Raw genomic sequence first — 21,179 nt, 5'->3', positions numbered from 1 at the left:
CTCCCTGCGGAATGAATTGTGCATTATGCTATGCCTTTCAGGATAGAAAAAAACCTTGCTCCGGCTGCCGGAGTAAAATGGCAGAAGTACGCAAAAATTGCCGAAACTGCTTAATTCTCTCGTGTGATAAAAAAGAGTACTATTGCTTCGAATGTTCAATTTTCCCATGCAGACGGTTAAAATCGTTGGATGCAAGATACCGTATTAAATATGGCATGAGCATGCTTGAGAATCTTATATTCATAAAAGAAAAAGGAGAAAAACATTTTCAGATTGCCCAAAATCAGAAATATACTTGTCTTGATTGCGGCAATCTCCGGACTGTACATTATAAATATTGTTTCAATTGTAAACAAGAAAATAATCACATAAACAAATGATTAATTATGATACGTAAATTAAATAAGACAGAATTTCATCAGGCAGTAGCTGTAGCATTAGAAGTGTATTTGCAATGCGGTCAAGATGATTTCGACGACGAAGGTCTTGAAGCTTTCAAAAGTTTCATCTTCAATGACGAGCGAATGAATGAACTCAGAATTTATGGGGCTTTCGAAGAAAATCGATTGGTTGGCATCATGGGAACCAAAAATAAGGGCAAGCACATTTCTTTATTTTTCATCAACAAGGACTTCCATAGAAAAGGAATCGGTAAACAACTTTTCGATTACTCACAATATGATTGTCCGGCAAATGAAATAACAGTTAACTCATCTACATATGCTATCAAGTTTTACGAATCACTGGGATTTGAAAAAACAGACGACAGACAACAAACAAACGGAATCAGATATACTCCAATGAAATTCGTCCCAAACAAATAAGAAAAGAAACGCCATCATTCCACTTTGATCTTGCCAGACTCAAATCTAATTGTTAATTATACTTTCATATATATTTCGTATAAAAATAGTTTCTACCTTTGTAGCCGTTATGATGAAATATATATTCTGTATATTATTTAGTATATTTCTGATATGGGGATGCAGTTTAATTCCCGATAAAGAACTACAGGAGTTCCGGACAGAAGCCGGTACTACAGCTATACAATCCCATACCCAACTACAGAATTATAGATCTAAAGCAGTCGTTAAACAATCGGGTAAAGAAAAAAGCTTCTTCCAAGCAGGGAAATATGATGGAAAATATGATTGTAATATTGCTGACGGCATTTTAGGAAACTCACTTTTATCTCGTACCACTTATTTTTCCAAAATCCTAAGATTCAGCGTTTCTTCCGTCACAATTCGGATACTAAGTTCCTTAAAATATCAATTTCCAAAAGAAAAATGGACTGGTCTCCCCTACTATACAAATCTCACCAAATTCTCATATAGATATTACGTCTATACACTAGGACGAATACTTATTTAATATCTCTTTTCCTTCTATGGGATGAGATGAGTGTATCTTCATGCCCATTTTATCCCTTTATATTCAAGGTAAGAAAGCAAGAAGAGTCTTTTCCATTACCGGGAATATGCATACGATTTCTCTTTTACATATTAATAACTGATATATAATGGAATTTATATTAGACTTTATTCTCCACATTGATCAATACATGATTAGTATAGTGCAGGATTACCATACTTGGGCATACGCTATCCTATTCATTATTATATTTTGCGAAACCGGGCTTGTACTCACCCCCTTTCTTCCTGGTGATTCTTTACTTTTCGTTGCAGGAGCCATTTCCGCATTACCCAGTATGTCGATCGATATCCATATTCTTGTTTTAATCTTATTTGCAGCAGCCGTATTAGGTGACTCCTGCAACTACATGATCGGACATTTTTTCGGACGCAAACTTTTTCATAATCCCAACTCCAGGATATTCAAACAAAGTTATCTTGATAAAACGCATGAATTTTATAAAAAATATGGTGGGAAAACGATTATTCTCGCCCGCTTTGTGCCTATCGTCCGCACTTTTGCTCCATTTGTAGCCGGAATGGGAAAAATGCATTACTATTACTTTATGATCTACAATCTGACAGGTGGGGCCATATGGGTAGTTTTATTTTGCTATGCAGGCTACTTCTTTGGCGATCTGCCGTTCGTACAGGAAAATCTTAAACTCTTGATTATCGCTATTATATTTATTTCAATATTACCTGCAATAATAGAAGTATTACGAGCGAAGTTAGGATCGAAGCAATAAAAAACTTTATTTATTTGTTTATTAATAACAACGACCATCAAATTAAACATCTCAAAAACAATTTAATGTACTCATATTTATGAAAAATTCTTTTTTTAGTAAATTCACGCCCAAAGAACCAAAGTTCTTTCCTCTGCTGAAGCAGTTATCAGATGTTTTATCTGCCTCATCCGTTCTACTTGTAGAAAGTCTGCAACATGATCTACCAACAGAAAGAGCTGACTACTACAAGCAAATAAAAGATATGGAACGCGAAGGCGACCGGTTGACTCATTTAATCTTTGATGAGTTAAGCACCACATTCATCACTCCCTTCGACCGTGAAGATATCCACGATCTGGCTTCCTGTATGGACGATGTTATTGACGGAATCAACAGTAGCGCCAAACGAATTGTAATCTATAATCCTCGCCCCATTTCTGAAAGTGGAAAAGAACTGAGCCGTCTGATTCATGAAGAGGCGATTAATATAGGTAAAGCTATGGATGAACTGGAAACCTTCCGCAAAAATCCAAAACCGTTACGCGAGTACTGCTCTAGATTACATGATATAGAGAATCAGGCGGACGATGTTTACGAACTCTTTATCACTAAACTCTTTGAAGAAGAAAAAGACTGTATCGAACTGATTAAGATTAAAGAGATCATGCATGAGCTGGAAAAGACAACCGATGCAGCTGAACATGTAGGCAAAATATTGAAAAACCTGATCGTAAAGTATTCATAAAATCAGAGCAAGACACATGGAATTATTAGTGATTATCATTATACTGGCTCTGATATTCGATTATATCAACGGCTTTCATGATGCGGCAAATTCGATAGCTACCATCGTATCAACCAAAGTACTGACTCCTTTCCAAGCAGTATTATGGGCAGCATTCTTTAACTTCGTTGCGTTTTTCATAGCCAAATATATTATAGGGGGCTTTGGTATAGCAAACACTGTGTCAAAAACGGTTGTAGAGCAATATATCACACTGCCTATCATTCTGGCAGGTATCATTGCCGCTATTTCCTGGAACCTGATTACTTGGTGGAAAGGTATTCCATCTTCCTCTTCCCATACGCTTATCGGTGGTTTTGCAGGAGCTGCCATCATGGCAAATGGTTTTGAAGCTATCCAACTCAACATCATTCTTAAAATCGCAGCTTTTATCTTTCTGGCTCCATTCATAGGTATGGTTATCGCTTTTGGATTCACTCTGCTTGTACTCTATATCTGCCGACGTGCCAATCCGCATACTGCGGAAATGTGGTTCAAAAGATTACAGTTGGTTTCTTCGGCCATGTTCAGTGTGGGACATGGCTTGAATGATTCCCAAAAGGTAATGGGTATTATCGCCGCCGCAATGATAGCCGCTCACTCCATGGGTTTAGGAATCGGTATAAACAGCATTTCTGATCTACCGGACTGGGTAGCGTTCTCTTGTTTTACAGCTATCTCACTGGGAACCATGTCCGGAGGATGGAAAATTGTAAAAACAATGGGAACGAGAATTACCAAAGTAACTCCATTGGAAGGTATGATTGCTGAAACTGCAGGAGCTTTTACACTTTATATCACAGAAATGCTGAAAATTCCTGTAAGCACGACTCATACGATCACCGGAGCAATTATCGGGGTCGGAGCAACCAAACGTTTATCTGCTGTTCGCTGGGGAGTGACTAAAAGCCTCATGACTGCATGGGTGCTTACTATCCCTGTCAGTGGACTCTTGGCTGCAATTGTTTATTTAATAGTATCACTATTTCTGAAATAAAAATCACATATAGGAATTAAAAAAACAAAGAGGTTGTGTCAAAACGCTGGCACAACCTTTTTTTATGCACAAAGCCCAGACTTTCACAAGCCCGGGCTTTGTTATTACCCAAAGTTTTTATATCTTTAGGCATAAAGTTTTTCGTTATGGCAAAGTTACATTTTCGTCCTTACACTCCCAACCAAACAGTTCTTTTTCCCGGAAGAATTGATGAAAACATAGCAGCGAACGATCCGGTTCGCATAGTTAATACTGTTGTTGATAATCTCAATCTTGACAATTTCAAGAAGCTTTATAAAGCAACCGGTCGTTGTCCTTATCATCCTAAAATGATGCTTAAGGTGATTATCTACGCCTACATGAACAATATCTATTCGTGCCGCAAAATAGAGAAGCTTCTCCTACGTGATATTCATTATATCTGGCTTTCCGGTAATGAACATCCGGATTTTATTACCATCAACCGTTTTCGAAACCGTGTAAAAGAGGAAATAAATACCGTATTCACGCAGTTGGTTCTTGTCCTTGCCGACAAAGGTTTCATCAGCCTTGACGTAGAGTATATCGACGGTACCAAGATTGAGTCCAAAGCCAACAAATATACTTTTGTCTGGCGCAAGACAGTCGAAAAGAACCGTACAAAGCTGATGGATAAGATCCGCATTCTCCTGGAGCAGGTGGATGAAGTCATAGCCCAAGAGAACTCCATGAAAGATACACCCGTAGAGTTCACTCCCGCCATGCTCTCAGATATAGTGAATGAACTTAAAGAGGTGCTGGAACACCATCCTGTAACAAAGGACAAGGAACAAAAGAAGGTCATCCGGGAAAAGAAGAAACAGGTCCGGGAACTTGAGGAGTACCGTGACAAGTTGATAGAATACGACAACCATCTTGATACTCTTGGAGAACGCAACTCCTACTCCAAGACCGATCCTGATGCCACCTTCATGCGCATGAAAGAAGACGCCATGAGAAACGGACAGACCAAACCCGGATATAATCTGCAAATAGGTACCGAGAACCAATTCCTCATAGACTTCCGACTGTTTCCCAACCCAACCGACACACTGACCCTCATACCTTTCTTCCACTCCTTTGAGCAACGCTATAACCGCTTACCAACTGTCGGTGTGGCAGACTCCGGTTACGGCTCGGAAGAAAATTATCGGTTCATGCAAGATAATGGGATAGAAGCCTTTGTCAAGTACAACTACTTCCATAAAGAACAGCGTCCCCGTTATACCCCCAATCCATTCCATGCGGAGAGTCTCCATTACAATGCGGGGGAGGATTATTACGTTTGTCCTATGGGGCAGCACATGAACCGTATAGGAACTAGACGTGACAAAACAGCAAGCGGATACATCACCGAAAGTGCCCGATATAAAGCACAAAGATGTGAAGGGTGTCCTTTGTGTGGCAGTTGCTTTAAAGCTCGGGGGAACCGTATGATAGAAGTCAACCACCGGTTAAACCAATACAAACGGCAGGCACGGGAAAGGTTACTCTCGGAAGAAGGCATCAGGCATAGGGGAAGGCGATGTATAGAACCGGAAGCAGTTTTTGGACAAATGAAACACAACATGGCATACAAAAGGTTCCGGCATGTGGGAGAAGACAAGGTTACAATGGACTTTGCCTTCTTTGCTATAGCTTTTAATATCAAAAAGATGTGTACAAAACTACTAAAAGCAGGAAAGAGAAGGAGTGCACACACTATATTTATCTTTATCAGACCACGTGTGACTCAAAATACGACGAATATTAAGCCTTATTACCTAATTACTGAAAAAATAGTCGCATAGACAAAAAAGAGGAACGACTATTTTATATGAAAAAAAGAAGGGGATGTGCCTTAGTTTTGACACAGCCCCTCCTTTTATATATTAATCATTTTACTTCACTTCCTCGAAGTCAGCATCCTGAACGTTATCGCCATGCTTGCTATTATCCTGACCAGCATTCTGACCTGCATTCATATCAGGACCAGCCTGTGTACCACCTTGGGCACCCTGTTGTGCATACATTTCAGCACTTGCAGCCTGGAACGCAGTATTGATTTCTGCCATAGCCGTATCAATAGCAGCCAAATCCTGAGCCTTGTGAGCATCTTTCAGTTTCTGCAAAGCAGCTTCAATCGGAGCTTTTTTATCAGCAGGCAACTTATCACCTAATTCTTTCAGCTGATTTTCTGTCTGGAAGATTACACTGTCAGCCTGATTCAACTTATCAATCTTTTCACGTTCTTTCTTGTCTGCTTCTGCATTAGCTTCAGCTTCAGCCTTCATCTTTTCGATTTCTTCCTTGCTCAAACCGCTGGAAGCTTCGATACGGATTGCCTGTTCCTTACCTGTAGCCTTATCCTTAGCAGATACCTTCAAGATACCATTCGCATCGATATCAAATGTAACCTCAATCTGAGGAACACCACGACGAGCCGGAGCGATACCTGACAAGTTGAACTGGCCAATTGACTTATTCTGAGCAGCCATCGGACGTTCTCCCTGCAATACATGAATCGTTACTTCACTCTGATTATCAGCAGCAGTAGAGAATGTTTCACTCTTACGAGCCGGAATTGTAGTGTTAGCATCGATTAACTTCGTCATTACACCACCCAATGTTTCGATACCCATTGACAACGGAGTAACATCCAACAATACTACACCCTTGATTTCATCTGTCAAAACAGCACCCTGTACAGCAGCACCGACAGCTACTACTTCATCCGGGTTCACGCCTTTAGAAGGAGTCTTTCCGAAGAAATCTTCTACCAGTTTCTGTACAGCAGGGATACGAGAAGAACCACCCACAAGGATTACTTCATCAATGTCAGAGTTGCTCAAACCAGCATCGCTCATTGCTTTCTTACATGGTTCCAGACAAGCCTGAATCAATCCGTGAGCCAATGATTCGAATTTTGCACGAGTCAGAGTCTTAACCAAGTGCTTAGGTACACCATTTACCGGCATAATGTACGGCAAGTTGATTTCTGTGCTTGTTGAAGAAGAAAGTTCAATCTTAGCTTTTTCTGCAGCTTCTTTCAGACGTTGTAAAGCCATCGGGTCCTGGGTCAGGTCAGCGCCTTCGTCATTTTTGAATTCCTGTACCAACCAATTGATGATTACCTGGTCAAAGTCATCACCCCCCAAGTGAGTATCACCATTAGTAGAAAGAACTTCAAATACACCACCACCAAATTCAAGGATAGAGATATCAAATGTACCACCACCAAGGTCGAATACGGCAATCTTCATATCTTTGTGAGCCTTATCCAGACCGTAAGCAAGAGCTGCGGCAGTCGGTTCGTTTACAATACGTTTTACTTCCAGACCTGCAATTTGTCCGGCTTCTTTAGTAGCCTGACGTTGAGAGTCAGAGAAATATGCAGGAACAGTGATGACTGCTTCTGTAACTTCTTGTCCCAGATAGTCTTCAGCAGTCTTCTTCATTTTCTGAAGAATCATTGCAGAGATTTCCTGCGGAGTATACAGACGTCCGTCAATATCAACACGCGGAGTGTTGTTATCACCTTTCACTACTTTATAAGGAACACGTTCAACTTCTTTTTGTACCTGATCCCAATTTTCACCCATGAAACGTTTGATTGAGAAGATCGTACGTGTAGGATTAGTAATAGCCTGACGCTTAGCAGGATCACCTACCTTACGTTCGCCACCATCTACAAAAGCAACTACAGAAGGAGTTGTACGCTTACCTTCGCTGTTTGCAATTACTACAGGTTCGTTGCCTTCGAATACGGCAACACAAGAGTTTGTTGTTCCTAAGTCAATACCAATAATTTTTCCCATGATCGTTATTCTTTTTATTTATTATTATTCAATTTCTTTTTGTCCGGTTGTTTTCTTTCTCTTTGTAAGAGCTTTCAAACGGACGCTTATTAAAAAACAAACCATGTGCCAAAAAGAAATCAGACGGATACATGACATATTTTCTGCCAAAACGACAGTTTCAAATCTAAATTACTGCTGGCAGAGTCATACAGAAGCCGGGCAGCAACTGCTTCTTTAAACAAATGGAAACGGCTCTGGTTCAATAAAGAAAACGAATTCATCAGAAAGGAATAAAAAAATATGGGGCTGTGTCAAAACTAAGGCACATCCCCTTCTTTTTTTAATATAAAATAGTCGTTCCTCTTTTTTGTCTATGCGACTATTTTTTCAGTAATTAGGTAATAAGGCTTAATATTCGTCGTATTTTGAGTCACACGTGGTCTGATAAAGATAAATATAGTGTGTGCACTCCTTCTCTTTCCTGCTTTTAGTAGTTTTGTACACATCTTTTTGATATTAAAAGCTATAGCAAAGAAGGCAAAGTCCATTGTAACCTTGTCTTCTCCCACATGCCGGAACCTTTTGTATGCCATGTTGTGTTTCATTTGTCCAAAAACTGCTTCCGGTTCTATACATCGCCTTCCCCTATGCCTGATGCCTTCTTCCGAGAGTAACCTTTCCCGTGCCTGCCGTTTGTATTGGTTTAACCGGTGGTTGACTTCTATCATACGGTTCCCCCGAGCTTTAAAGCAACTGCCACACAAAGGACACCCTTCACATCTTTGTGCTTTATATCGGGCACTTTCGGTGATGTATCCGCTTGCTGTTTTGTCACGTCTAGTTCCTATACGGTTCATGTGCTGCCCCATAGGACAAACGTAATAATCCTCCCCCGCATTGTAATGGAGACTCTCCGCATGGAATGGATTGGGGGTATAACGGGGACGCTGTTCTTTATGGAAGTAGTTGTACTTGACAAAGGCTTCTATCCCATTATCTTGCATGAACCGATAATTTTCTTCCGAGCCGTAACCGGAGTCTGCCACACCGACAGTTGGTAAGCGGTTATAGCGTTGCTCAAAGGAGTGGAAGAAAGGTATGAGGGTCAGTGTGTCGGTTGGGTTGGGAAACAGTCGGAAGTCTATGAGGAATTGGTTCTCGGTACCTATTTGCAGATTATATCCGGGTTTGGTCTGTCCGTTTCTCATGGCGTCTTCTTTCATGCGCATGAAGGTGGCATCAGGATCGGTCTTGGAGTAGGAGTTGCGTTCTCCAAGAGTATCAAGATGGTTGTCGTATTCTATCAACTTGTCACGGTACTCCTCAAGTTCCCGGACCTGTTTCTTCTTTTCCCGGATGACCTTCTTTTGTTCCTTGTCCTTTGTTACAGGATGGTGTTCCAGCACCTCTTTAAGTTCATTCACTATATCTGAGAGCATGGCGGGAGTGAACTCTACGGGTGTATCTTTCATGGAGTTCTCTTGGGCTATGACTTCATCCACCTGCTCCAGGAGAATGCGGATCTTATCCATCAGCTTTGTACGGTTCTTTTCGACTGTCTTGCGCCAGACAAAAGTATATTTGTTGGCTTTGGACTCAATCTTGGTACCGTCGATATACTCTACGTCAAGGCTGATGAAACCTTTGTCGGCAAGGACAAGAACCAACTGCGTGAATACGGTATTTATTTCCTCTTTTACACGGTTTCGAAAACGGTTGATGGTAATAAAATCCGGATGTTCATTACCGGAAAGCCAGATATAATGAATATCACGTAGGAGAAGCTTCTCTATTTTGCGGCACGAATAGATATTGTTCATGTAGGCGTAGATAATCACCTTAAGCATCATTTTAGGATGATAAGGACAACGACCGGTTGCTTTATAAAGCTTCTTGAAATTGTCAAGATTGAGATTATCAACAACAGTATTAACTATGCGAACCGGATCGTTCGCTGCTATGTTTTCATCAATTCTTCCGGGAAAAAGAACTGTTTGGTTGGGAATGTAAGGACGAAAATGTAACTTTGCCATAACGAAAAACTTTATGCCTAAAGATACAAAAACTTTGGGTAATAACAAAGCCCGGGCTTGTGAAAGTCTGGGCTTTGTGCATAAAAAAAGGTTGTGCCAGCGTTTTGACACAACCTCATACCTATATTATATAATATACTCTCAGTATTACTTTTCAAGAACCATCACCAACGCATTGTTCGCATCGTACAGACCAATGCCGCCACCGGACAGTTTATCAAATGACTTCACTTCATTCAAAGCTTTCAAAACCTTGCTTTCCACTTCCATATCGGGACAAGCCATCATTGTACTTGCTACTCCCGGGAAAGAGATTGATTTGGCATTGCTCGTACTGGTTTCAAAACCGCCGTTGATCAGGTTGCATCCTGCATTGCCATGAATTGTTTTCTTTTTCACGTCAAAAGCAATAAAAGGCTGCTTCTCCATTCCCGAAGGAATTGCTTCACCATTTACTTCTTTAATCTTCCATTCTCCGTTCAATACAGAAAGTTTCACATCAGCCTCCTTTTTTTCAAGAACAACAACCGGACGATTGGAATCGTTGCACAAATACATCTTATCTTTACCGGCTTTCTTATAACCTTTCACCTGTGCCAGAGCCCCCAGTACATTTCTCTCGGTAGTCATATCCGGACACATCATTTTGGTGCCGGCTATTCCTTTAAAGTCAATGCTACCCGGCTTTGCATTTACATCAAAGCTACCCATCATACGGTTACATCCACTGTTGCCCGACAGTCTGCCGGTTGCAGTATCAAAAGTAATAAAGGGAAGGTTTCTGCTTTCGCCCGGAGTTACTTTCGAGCCGTTAACTTCTATAATATTCCATTCGCCATTGATAGAAGACAAAGGGATTGCCTTCTCTACAGAGCGGCATGAAAACATTGCAAGTACTGTGCTGGCAATGCAAATTGAAACAAATACTTTTTTCATTTTGTTATAACGTTTAAGTTAAATCGTGGGCAAAGATATCAAAAAGATTGGAATATTCCATCTTATGCGATATAAAATACATACATTTGCCATTAGTTATAAAACAAACAATAGATTACAAAGTTCACCAAAAGTAAAAAAATATGAGAGTAACAGCCTTATTCTTTATTTTATTGTGTTGTAGTATATCCTATACCACAGCTCAAAACGATTATCTTGTCGCAACTTCTCCGAGTCAGGAAATTTCTTCCAGTAAAGAAGAATTATTCATTAAAGAGAACTTTCCCCTACAACTTCTTTGTAAATGGGCGCCGGGAATGAAATTCATGTTCGTCCCCTCCCAACGTGACATGTTTCTCCCCACACTTTCGGTATACGACACAGAAAAGGGTACCGACAACAGTTCACTGAAACATAAGATTCTCACCTTTGCCGGTACTGAAGAAAAAATTCAAGAATTATCAAATAGCACCAGCTATACCACCCGATTTATCTTCGAGTGCGAAGGAGGAAAGTATTATTATGAGATAAAAAACGTACGCCTGGAAGAAATATGTGAAAAAAATCCTCGTGCATATATCAATGGATTGGTTTATCTGAAGGACGTAGATACCGCTAAAGAACTGCTGACTGGAAAAAAGATATATATTCAATCCGATATGGCACGAGTGGACGATGCCAACAGTTATTCCGGTTACCGGGAAGTTCCCATTCCCGTCAACACGGAAGCAATCGTTACTGCAATAGGAGTCGGCAGTCAAGCATATCCTGTGAAAATTGTATTTCAAGACTCACAAGAGCGCTCCTATTATCTGGAAGTTGCTCTCTCACGCACCAATTCGGGTATGGACGTAAATGATTTTCAAGCAGAAAAGAAAATGAGATACTTCTCTAATGCCATTAGTTTCAGTAATAAAAAGTCGGGAAATCTGGAGGCACTGAAAGACAGATACATGGACTTGACTGTCTACCCCAAACAAACATTAACCGTCAAAAGAATATTCGGTCTTGAAAGTAAGCAGATGGAGGCTCGTGTACATTTGCCGCGCTATACTGTTTTGAAAATAAAAGAAATAACCACCTCCTCTCCCGGTAGTCTGGCCATTTTATCGTTGGAAGACCGGCAAGGGGCACTTTATATAACAGAAGTTGACCTAAAATACGATGTGATCGTTAAAAACGAGAATTATATTGAAGACCTTTTCGGTTTCGGGGATATGAAGCAGAAATATCCGGCTATCACCGAAGAACGCTGGAAAATCATTGCACAAGGCGAGCTGGAAGAAGGCATGAGTGCCGATGAATGCCGCCTGTCGATAGGCAATCCGGTTGACATACAACTAAAAAAAGACAGCCGTTTTGAAACCTGGTTCTACAACGGAAGAACACTGGAATTTGAAAATGGTACCTTGCAACGTTTCAAATAAAAAGGAGTACCGACGCTATGATTATCTGAAAATAATCACGTATATTTGCCAAACTAACGATTCTAAAATCTTAATTTTTGATTTATAATATATTAATTAAAAGAAATGGGTAGAGTTCTTATTATCGGTGCAGGCGGTGTTGGTACTGTCGTAGCACACAAAGTGGCACAAAATGCCGATGTATTCACAGACATCATGATTGCCAGCCGTACAAAGGAGAAATGCGATAATATCGTCAAAGCTATAGGCAATCCCAATATAAAAACGGCTAAAGTCGATGCTGACAATGTAGACGAACTGGTAGCTTTATTCAATGACTTTAAACCGGAAATGGTGATTAACGTTGCTCTTCCTTATCAGGACCTTACCATAATGGAGGCCTGTCTGAAAGCAGGAGTCAATTATCTGGATACCGCAAATTACGAGCCGAAAGATGAAGCTCATTTTGAATACAGCTGGCAATGGGCCTACCACGACCGCTTCAAAGAAGCCGGTCTGACAGCTATCCTTGGTTGCGGATTCGACCCGGGAGTCAGCGGCATCTATACTGCCTATGCAGCAAAGCATTACTTCGATGAAATTCAGTATCTGGACATTGTGGACTGTAATGCCGGTAATCATCATAAAGCATTTGCTACAAACTTCAATCCGGAAATAAACATCCGCGAAATTACCCAAAACGGACGTTATTATGAAAACGGACAATGGGTAACAACCGGTCCGTTGGAAATTCATAAGGACCTGACTTATCCAAACATCGGTCCGCGTGATTCTTATCTTCTTTATCATGAAGAACTGGAATCATTGGTAAAACACTTCCCGACAATCAAACGCGCACGTTTCTGGATGACTTTCGGACAAGAGTATCTGACTCATTTACGTGTCATCCAAAATATAGGTATGGCCCGTATCGACGAAGTTGACTATAACGGAACGAAAATCGTACCATTGCAATTCCTGAAAGCCGTATTGCCCAATCCGCAGGATTTGGGTGAGAACTACGAAGGAGAAACTTCTATCGGCTGCCGTATTCGTGGTATCAAAGACGGAAAAGAACGTACTTATTACGTATACAACAACTGCAGTCATCAGGAAGCTTACAAAGAAACTGGTATGCAGGGTGTAAGCTATACCACCGGAGTTCCGGCAATGATCGGTGCAATGATGTTCTTCAAAGGCGAATGGAAACGTCCGGGTGTGAACAATGTAGAAGAATTCAATCCGGACCCATTTATGGAACAACTCAACAAACAAGGATTGCCTTGGCACGAAGTGTTCAATAAAGACCTGGAATTATAAAGAGATTGTTTAAAAAGAAAGTTTATGATTAACGTAGGAGATAAAGCACCGGAAATCTTAGGCACCAATGAAAAAGGTGAAGAGATCAGACTAAGTGCTTACCAAGGAAAGAAAATAGTGCTGTACTTCTATCCGAAAGACAGCACATCAGGTTGCACGGCACAAGCATGCAGCCTGCGCGACAACTATTCCGAACTGCGTAAGGCCGGTTATGAAGTAATCGGCGTCAGCGTAGACAACGAGAAGTCGCACCAGAAATTCATTGAAAAAAACAATCTTCCCTTCACACTGATAGCCGATACCGACAAGAAACTGGTAGAAGAATTTGGTGTATGGGGAGAAAAGAAACTGTATGGCCGTGCTTATATGGGAACCCTCCGTACGACCTTCCTGATCAACGAAGAAGGAATTGTAGAACGGATTATCACCCCGAAAGAAGTGAAAACCAAAGAACATGCCACACAGATTTTGAATCAATAAATCCATCAATTAGAAGAATAAGGTATGGCAAAGAAAGACGAACTTAATTTTGAAACAGATAATAAAATGGCATCAAGCGAAAAACTAAAAGCCTTACAGGCCGCCATGGAAAAGATAGAAAAAAACTTCGGTAAAGGTTCTATCATGAAAATGGGCGATGATAGTGTTGAACAAGTAGAAGTGATTCCTACCGGCTCCATTGCTTTAAATGTAGCACTCGGCGTAGGTGGGTATCCCCGGGGAAGAATCATCGAAATCTATGGTCCGGAATCTTCCGGTAAAACGACATTGGCTATCCATGCCATTGCCGAAGCGCAAAAAGCCGGTGGTATCGCAGCTTTCATTGACGCTGAGCATGCTTTCGACCGTTTCTATGCAGCGAAACTAGGTGTGGATGTGGATAATCTCTGGATTTCCCAACCAGACAACGGTGAACAGGCTTTGGAAATAGCCGAGCAACTAATCCGTTCTTCCGCTATTGATATCATTGTAATTGACTCTGTTGCAGCATTAACCCCAAAAGCAGAAATTGAAGGTGACATGGGTGACAACAAAGTAGGTCTACAGGCACGCCTGATGTCACAGGCTTTGCGTAAATTGACCGGTACAGTCAGCAAGACACGTACGACTTGTATCTTTATCAATCAACTTCGTGAAAAAATTGGTGTTATGTTTGGTAATCCGGAAACAACAACAGGTGGTAACGCATTGAAATTCTATGCTTCTGTACGTATAGATATCCGTGGCAGCCAGCCAATCAAGGATGGTGAAGAAGTGCTTGGTAAGTTAACCAAAGTGAAAGTAGTAAAGAACAAAGTAGCACCTCCTTTCCGCAAAGCTGAATTCGACATTATGTTTGGTGAAGGTATCTCCCACTCCGGAGAAATCATCGACTTGGGTGCCGAATTGGGAATTATCAAGAAGAGTGGTTCATGGTATAGCTACAATGATACTAAACTAGGTCAAGGACGTGATGCAGCCAAAGTTTGTATCAAAGATAATCCGGAACTGGCAGAAGAACTGGAAGGACTGATCTTCGAAGAACTGAAGAAAAAATAATCCGGGGCTCTTAAAACGGATACTAAAAATAAAAGTGGAGGAATCACCGTATGAACCGATATTCCTCCACTTTTTTATGCTATATTACTCTCTATTTGTCTACGGCTTTACACAAAGTAAATGTAAGCCAATGTGCTCAAACTAATTACTACCCAAAGTAGTACTCCTTGAATCAGAGGTTTGACTCCGACATTTTTCAATACATCGATAGAAAGAGAAGCACCGATAAAGAACATTGTAATAGTCAGTGTTTTGCGGGCAATTCCATTGATAGCTGCGCCTAAAGCCGATACTCCGTCAAGCAAATAGGTATTTACTACCATTGCCAGGATAAAGAAAAAGATAAACCAAGGAATACTAATTTTCTGTCCTTTGCTCTTAAATATAAAGGAAGTGGCGAAGGCTATCGGAATAATCCAAAGCGCACGAGTCAGCTTAATAGTAGTAGCCACCTTCAAAGCTTCCTCACCATAGGCAGCACCGGCTCCTACTACGGAACTCGTATCATGAATAGCAATAGCCGCCCATGTACCAAATTCATGCTGACTCATATTTAATGCGTGACCGATCATCGGGAAAATAAACAGTGCGATAGCATTTAAAACGAAGATTGTGCCCAATGCAACAGACATTTCACTGTCCTTAGCTTTCAGCACCGGTCCTACTGCTGCAATAGCACTACCACCACAAATAGCAGTTCCCGAACTGATGAGATAAGAAGTATTCCGGTCGATCTTAAAGAGTTTGCGTCCGATGAACCAACCAATCAATAAGGTACCCACTACCGAAATAACGGTAAACTCCATACCTTCTTTGCCGGAAGCCAGAGCTGAATGAAGATTCATCCCAAATCCTAAGCCAACAACTGAATATTGCAATAAATATTTGGAAGTCTTTTTATTAAATTTCGGATGAGCCTGTCCACAGGTCAACGCAAAAATCAGTCCCAAAAATAAAGCAACCGGAGGAGTAACCCATGCCGACCAAGCCTGTAGCCCCGGAATATAATCTAAAAACAGAAAGAAAGTCAAAGTAGAAAGCAGTGCGACATAAATTGTCTTGTTGTTTGCCTGCAACGTTTTTGTAGCTGTTGAAATCATATTTTTATCTTTAATTATTTTTCTGGGCACAAAAGTACGGCAAACAATCAAGACAGACTAATCGTTTCTAATTATGAGTTATAACTTTTAGTTATAAGAAGAGGGGAATCACTTTTCAATTCTATACCGTCACAATATCTTTTCCAAAAGGAGACAATGCCAAAGCCGCCAATTTGAAGTGTTGTAAACCAAAGGGAATACCAATAATAGTGATACACAAAATTGCTCCAAAAACTAAATGTGACAGACAAATCCAAATGCCTCCCAAGAATATCCATAAAATATTCATTAATACATAAAGGCAGCCACCGGAACGCTGTCCACTCCTCACTTCTTTCCCAAAAGGCCATAAAGCAAGCCCGGCCAACTTTAATGTCTGTATGCCAAAAGGGATACCGATAATGGTAATCATCATCAGCAAACTTGAAATAAGATATTCCACTGCGGTAAAAATTCCACCTAGCAATAGCCACAATAAATTCATCAAACAGCCCATATTATAGTAATATCTAATTATTTTTAAGTTTCTTCATTACTACCCCATCAGGTCTACCGTGATAATATCGGTCTATCACCTACTGAAACATTTTATCAGTAACCACTTCATTAAAGAAAGTCGTGGGGAGAAACAAAGATACAGAAGATATGTGAAAATACAATTAACTTTATTTACTTTTCAACAAAGTTTCTTTTTATGTAAAAAGTGCTTTTTGACATCACATAGCATCCGGCGTGATTACAGATTCTTGCTATGGAGCCCCGCAAATCTCATAAACACTTGGGATAATCCCCCCTCCTGCCCTTGCAGCTGTACAAAATTAAATTCACGCTGCATCGGCATTCCTTTTATCTCAACTACCCGCAAATTGCCCGCAACAAGTTCCTTATGAACCGACCGAATGGAAACGATCCCCATACAATCGGTATGTTCCAAAAATAGTTTAATGCTTTCCGTACTTCCGAGATACATAAGAACATGCAATGAAGACAGCTTCATATTATGCTGTGACAAAGCACGTTCGAATACATCCAGCGTACCCGATCCTCTCTCACGCAATACCAGAGGAATATCCGGTAACTCCTCAGGAGTAATTTCATCTTGAACGGCGAATTTGCTATGCGCATTTACCACTGCAACGAGTTCATCTTGCAGAAAAGGGAGATATTTTAAACTAGGTAAACGAAAGATACCTTCTACCAATCCCAAATCAATTCTGTGTTCTTGTAAAGCCGCTTCTATCCCACGGGAATTTCCATTCAACAAAGAAAGGCTGACCTTAGGAAACTTTGCAATAAAGTTGGCTAATAGTGGAGGCAATACATATTGCGCAATAGTCGTACTAGCCCCCAACTTCAACTCACCAATATATTCGTTGTGCAGCAAATGCATCTCATATTCCAGGCGTTTGTAGTCCTCCAATATCTTTTCACTGTGCTTGAGCAGCAGTTCACCGGCAACAGTCAACGAAATCTTGCTACCCTGACGTTCGAACAAACGAACCTGATAGTAAGTCTCCAGTTCCTGAATATGCTTCGTAATAGCAGGCTGGCTGACAAACAACTCCTGCGAAGCCTTTGTAAAACTCAGATTCTTCGCTACGCTCTGAAATACTTTTAAACGAAAATCGGACACCTTTTAATTAAAGATTAAGAATTAAAAATTGAGAACTAAAGACAAAGATCATAATTCATCAGCTCTGATCCCCAATGCCTGCATAACAGGAAAAGCCAACATATCCCACTTATATTCAACCGATGCTTCAGGCTCATTCATACGGAACTGAATGATCTCTTTACCTTTCACCTCATGCAAAGCATCAGTCACTTTCTTCCCATATTCCTCATTAAAAGACACGACAATCATCCTTTTCACATCTGCCGAATCGGAAACGATAGCCACTAAATCCAGAAACAGTTCTTCCCTCGATACCATCCCTTCAGAAGGAACACTTGCAAATGAATATTCTCCATAAGGACTTTGAAAAGCGACTCCATTCAGCTCTTTTTCCAGATCAGAAGGATGGCAATGCGCAAGATGACTTGAGTCTTTGTCGTAAGCAAAAAGGAATTGCACTTCATTTTTTCCTTCTGTAATGCCCGCATCCAAAGTCAGATAAGTAGTCAGCATAGAAAGGTCTATCTCTTGTAAAGAACGCTGCAAGGTCTCTTCAAAATAACCTTTCATATCTGTAATTACAAAATTCAAGAAAGCAGCATCAATCAACACTACTGTTTCAGACAGTTTTATTTGAGGTTTATCATTCATACCTTATTTATAATATGATTACAGCGGATAAAGATACTACAATACTTTTATTTATCCGCTTCATTTCACGGCAAATTCGTCAGTTATGTTTAGGTAAAAATGGTCATTTTGTCCTTTAACTCCTTAATAATCATGCTATTTTGTCATATTTTTATACTTGGCAAATCTTTTGCGCCCTCTCAAGTGTTATTAAAAACGTGAAAAAAGAAAGGAGAACAACGATATGAACTTTAACAATTTTACCATCAAATCTCAAGAAGCGGTACAGGAGGCTGTTAATCTGGTACAAAGCCGGGGCCAACAGGCTATCGAACCCGCTCATATCCTGCATGGAGTTATGAAGGTAGGCGAAAATGTAACCAACTTCATCTTCCAAAAATTAGGTATGAACGGTCAGCAAGTAGCTCTCGTGGTTGATAAGCAAATCGACTCACTGCCAAAGGTTTCTGGTGGCGAACCTTACTTGAGCAGAGAATCTAATGAAGTATTACAGAAAGCAACGCAGTATTCTAAGGAAATGGGTGATGAATTCGTTTCACTGGAACACATCCTGCTGGCATTGCTGACCGTAAAAAGCACCGTATCCACCATCCTAAAAGATGCCGGAATGACGGAAAAAGAACTGCGCGATGCCATCAACGAACTAAGAAAAGGAGAAAAAGTAACTTCACAATCCAGTGAAGATAACTATCAGTCTTTAGAGAAATATGCCATCAATCTGAACGAAGCGGCCCGCAGCGGTAAACTAGACCCGGTAATCGGACGTGATGAAGAAATCCGCCGGGTACTCCAGATATTGAGCCGTAGAACCAAAAACAATCCGATTCTGATTGGTGAACCGGGTACAGGTAAGACAGCTATCGTAGAGGGACTGGCACATCGTATCCTCCGGGGAGACGTGCCCGAAAACCTGAAAAACAAACAGGTCTATTCTCTTGATATGGGAGCACTGGTAGCAGGAGCAAAGTATAAAGGAGAGTTCGAAGAACGTCTGAAATCAGTTGTCAACGAGGTGAAGAAATCAGAAGGTGATATAATCTTGTTTATTGATGAGATTCACACACTGGTAGGCGCCGGCAAGGGCGAAGGTGCAATGGATGCCGCAAATATCCTGAAACCGGCATTAGCACGTGGAGAACTACGTTCAATCGGTGCGACAACCCTTGATGAATATCAGAAGTATTTCGAAAAGGATAAAGCACTGGAACGTCGTTTCCAGATTGTACAAGTAGATGAGCCTGACACTCTGAGTACTATCTCTATCCTTCGTGGATTGAAAGAGCGCTATGAGAACCATCATCATGTACGTATCAAAGACGACGCCATCATAGCAGCCGTAGAACTTAGCAGCCGCTATATCACCGACCGTTTCTTACCGGATAAGGCAATCGACCTGATGGATGAAGCTGCAGCTAAGCTACGCATGGAAGTAGATTCTGTCCCAGAAGAGCTGGATGAAATTTCACGTAAAATCAAACAGTTAGAGATTGAACGTGAAGCCATCAAACGTGAAAATGACAAGCCAAAGCTGGAAATTATCGGTAAAGAACTGGCAGAATTAAAGGAACTTGAAAAATCTTTCAAAGCCAAATGGCAGAGTGAAAAAACGCTGATGGATAAAATCCAGCAGAACAAAGTGGAAATCGAAAATCTGAAGTTCGAAGCAGAAAAGGCGGAACGTGAAGGAGACTATGGAAAAGTAGCCGAAATACGTTACGGAAAGCTTCAGGCCTTGGATAAAGAAATAGAAGATACACAAGAAAAGCTTCGTGGCATGCAAGGTGATAAAGCCATGATCAAAGAAGAAGTGGACGCTGAAGACATCGCTGATGTTGTTTCTCGCTGGACTGGTATTCCTGTCAGCAAAATGTTGCAAAGTGAGAAAGATAAATTGCTGCACCTGGAAGATGAACTTCATCAACGAGTTATAGGTCAGAACGAAGCGATTGAAGCAGTTGCAGACGCAGTACGCCGTAGCCGTGCCGGATTGCAAGATCCCAAACGCCCGATCGGTTCATTTATCTTCCTTGGAACAACCGGTGTCGGTAAAACAGAATTGGCAAAAGCTTTGGCAGAATTCCTCTTTGACGATGAATCGATGATGACTCGTATAGATATGAGTGAGTATCAGGAGAAACACAGCGTTTCTCGTCTGGTCGGAGCACCTCCGGGATACGTTGGATACGATGAAGGCGGTCAGCTGACAGAAGCCATTCGCCGAAAACCTTACTCTGTTGTTTTGTTTGACGAAATCGAAAAAGCGCATCCGGATGTGTTCAACATTCTGTTACAAGTACTGGATGATGGACGACTGACAGATAATAAAGGAAGAGTAGTCAACTTTAAAAATACGATCATCATCATGACTTCAAATATGGGAAGTTCTTATATACAAAGTCAGATGGAGAAACTGAGCGGTTCGAATAAAGAAGAAGTGATCGAAGAGACGAAGAAGGAAGTGATGAATATGCTAAAGAAAACCATTCGTCCGGAATTCCTGAATCGTATTGATGAAACAATTATGTTCTTACCGTTAACGGAAACTGAAATCAGACAAATTGTGCTCTTACAAATTAAAGGTGTACAAAAGATGCTTGCAGAAAACGGAGTAGAACTGGAAATGACAGATGCTGCTTTGAATTTCTTATCCCAGGTAGGATATGATCCTGAATTCGGAGCTCGACCGGTAAAAAGAGCTATCCAGCGTTATTTGCTGAACGATTTGTCGAAAAAGTTACTGTCACAGGAAGTTGACAGAAGCAAGGCAATTATTGTAGATTCAAACGGAGATGGGTTGGTATTCAGAAACTAAATTATAATTAGTTGTTATAAAGACAGCCGATATGTTCTTAAAT

Annotated in this window: 17 protein-coding genes; 10 read left to right on the top strand and 7 right to left on the bottom strand. The window is 40.8% G+C overall.

All coding sequences use genetic code 11. From position 1 onward, the window contains the following. The first annotated feature begins 386 nt into the window (after window positions 1-386). From K6V30_RS11620 to K6V30_RS11600, 5 genes are all read left to right on the top strand, one after another. Window positions 387-824: a GNAT family N-acetyltransferase gene (locus K6V30_RS11620; RefSeq protein ID WP_081030986.1), complete on the top strand. Its 438-nt coding sequence runs from the start codon at window positions 387-389 to the stop codon at window positions 822-824. A 698-nt stretch (window positions 825-1,522) separates the two neighbouring features. Then, on the top strand, window positions 1,523-2,164 hold the full coding sequence (locus K6V30_RS11615) for a DedA family protein (protein WP_022301734.1): 642 nt from the start codon (window positions 1,523-1,525) through the stop codon (window positions 2,162-2,164). 79 nt (window positions 2,165-2,243) lie between these two features. After that, window positions 2,244-2,891 carry a DUF47 domain-containing protein gene (locus K6V30_RS11610; protein ID WP_010537281.1) on the top strand — a complete coding sequence of 216 codons (648 nt, stop codon included), beginning with the start codon at window positions 2,244-2,246 and terminating at the stop codon, window positions 2,889-2,891. A 16-nt stretch (window positions 2,892-2,907) separates the two neighbouring features. After that, window positions 2,908-3,927 carry an inorganic phosphate transporter gene (locus K6V30_RS11605; RefSeq protein WP_010537280.1) on the top strand — a complete coding sequence of 340 codons (1,020 nt, stop codon included), beginning with the start codon at window positions 2,908-2,910 and terminating at the stop codon, window positions 3,925-3,927. Between the two features lie 146 nt (window positions 3,928-4,073). Continuing rightward, window positions 4,074-5,735: an IS1182-like element ISBthe2 family transposase gene (locus K6V30_RS11600; protein WP_224207294.1), complete on the top strand. Its 1,662-nt coding sequence runs from the start codon at window positions 4,074-4,076 to the stop codon at window positions 5,733-5,735. Window positions 5,736-5,825: 90 nt separating this feature from the next. Here the strand turns inward: K6V30_RS11600 and dnaK are convergent, their stop codons facing one another. From dnaK to K6V30_RS11585, 3 genes are all read right to left on the bottom strand, one after another. After that, window positions 5,826-7,742 carry a molecular chaperone DnaK gene (dnaK, locus tag K6V30_RS11595; protein WP_010537261.1) on the bottom strand — a complete coding sequence of 639 codons (1,917 nt, stop codon included), beginning with the start codon at window positions 7,740-7,742 and terminating at the stop codon, window positions 5,826-5,828. Between the two features lie 353 nt (window positions 7,743-8,095). Beyond that, on the bottom strand, window positions 8,096-9,757 hold the full coding sequence (locus K6V30_RS11590; protein ID WP_224207293.1) for an IS1182-like element ISBthe2 family transposase: 1,662 nt from the start codon (window positions 9,755-9,757) through the stop codon (window positions 8,096-8,098). Window positions 9,758-9,904: 147 nt separating this feature from the next. Next, window positions 9,905-10,693, bottom strand: coding sequence for an META domain-containing protein (locus tag K6V30_RS11585; protein ID WP_055270610.1), 789 nt, complete (start codon window positions 10,691-10,693; stop codon window positions 9,905-9,907). A gap of 143 nt (window positions 10,694-10,836) precedes the next feature. On the opposite strand from K6V30_RS11585, the gene K6V30_RS11580 reads away from it, so the two are divergent. From K6V30_RS11580 to recA, 4 genes are all read left to right on the top strand, one after another. After that, entirely contained in the window at window positions 10,837-12,120 is a 1,284-nt protein-coding gene (locus K6V30_RS11580) for a hypothetical protein (RefSeq protein ID WP_055270612.1), read from the top strand. A 105-nt stretch (window positions 12,121-12,225) separates the two neighbouring features. Beyond that, a complete protein-coding gene (locus K6V30_RS11575) occupies window positions 12,226-13,419 on the top strand; it encodes a saccharopine dehydrogenase family protein (RefSeq protein WP_055270614.1) in 1,194 nt (397 codons plus the stop codon). 24 nt (window positions 13,420-13,443) lie between these two features. After that, window positions 13,444-13,899 carry a thioredoxin-dependent thiol peroxidase gene (bcp, locus tag K6V30_RS11570; protein WP_055270616.1) on the top strand — a complete coding sequence of 152 codons (456 nt, stop codon included), beginning with the start codon at window positions 13,444-13,446 and terminating at the stop codon, window positions 13,897-13,899. Between the two features lie 24 nt (window positions 13,900-13,923). Continuing rightward, window positions 13,924-14,958, top strand: coding sequence for a recombinase RecA (gene recA, locus K6V30_RS11565; protein WP_010537256.1), 1,035 nt, complete (start codon window positions 13,924-13,926; stop codon window positions 14,956-14,958). A 107-nt stretch (window positions 14,959-15,065) separates the two neighbouring features. Here the strand turns inward: recA and K6V30_RS11560 are convergent, their stop codons facing one another. The 4 genes from K6V30_RS11560 to K6V30_RS11545 all read right to left on the bottom strand — a co-directional run bounded on the left by K6V30_RS11560 (window position 15,066) and on the right by K6V30_RS11545 (window position 18,324). After that, a complete protein-coding gene (locus tag K6V30_RS11560; protein WP_010537255.1) occupies window positions 15,066-16,058 on the bottom strand; it encodes a YeiH family protein in 993 nt (330 codons plus the stop codon). Between the two features lie 121 nt (window positions 16,059-16,179). Beyond that, window positions 16,180-16,554, bottom strand: a complete 375-nt coding sequence (locus K6V30_RS11555; protein ID WP_010537254.1) for a YccF domain-containing protein — start codon at window positions 16,552-16,554, stop codon at window positions 16,180-16,182. 240 nt (window positions 16,555-16,794) lie between these two features. Then, on the bottom strand, window positions 16,795-17,691 hold the full coding sequence (locus tag K6V30_RS11550; protein ID WP_010537246.1) for a LysR substrate-binding domain-containing protein: 897 nt from the start codon (window positions 17,689-17,691) through the stop codon (window positions 16,795-16,797). 48 nt (window positions 17,692-17,739) lie between these two features. Then, on the bottom strand, window positions 17,740-18,324 hold the full coding sequence (locus tag K6V30_RS11545; RefSeq protein WP_055270618.1) for a DUF6621 family protein: 585 nt from the start codon (window positions 18,322-18,324) through the stop codon (window positions 17,740-17,742). Between the two features lie 223 nt (window positions 18,325-18,547). Between K6V30_RS11545 and clpB the strand changes: the two genes are divergently transcribed. After that, on the top strand, window positions 18,548-21,136 hold the full coding sequence (clpB, locus tag K6V30_RS11540) for an ATP-dependent chaperone ClpB (protein ID WP_055270620.1): 2,589 nt from the start codon (window positions 18,548-18,550) through the stop codon (window positions 21,134-21,136). Window positions 21,137-21,179: the final 43 nt, after the last annotated feature.

The sequence above is a fragment of the Bacteroides faecis genome, from assembly GCF_020091505.1.
In the GTDB taxonomy this organism is placed as follows: Bacteria; Bacteroidota; Bacteroidia; order Bacteroidales; family Bacteroidaceae; genus Bacteroides; species Bacteroides faecis.
The sequence above is the reverse complement of the archived record's forward strand: the minus strand, read 5'-3'. Positions and strand labels throughout refer to the sequence as shown.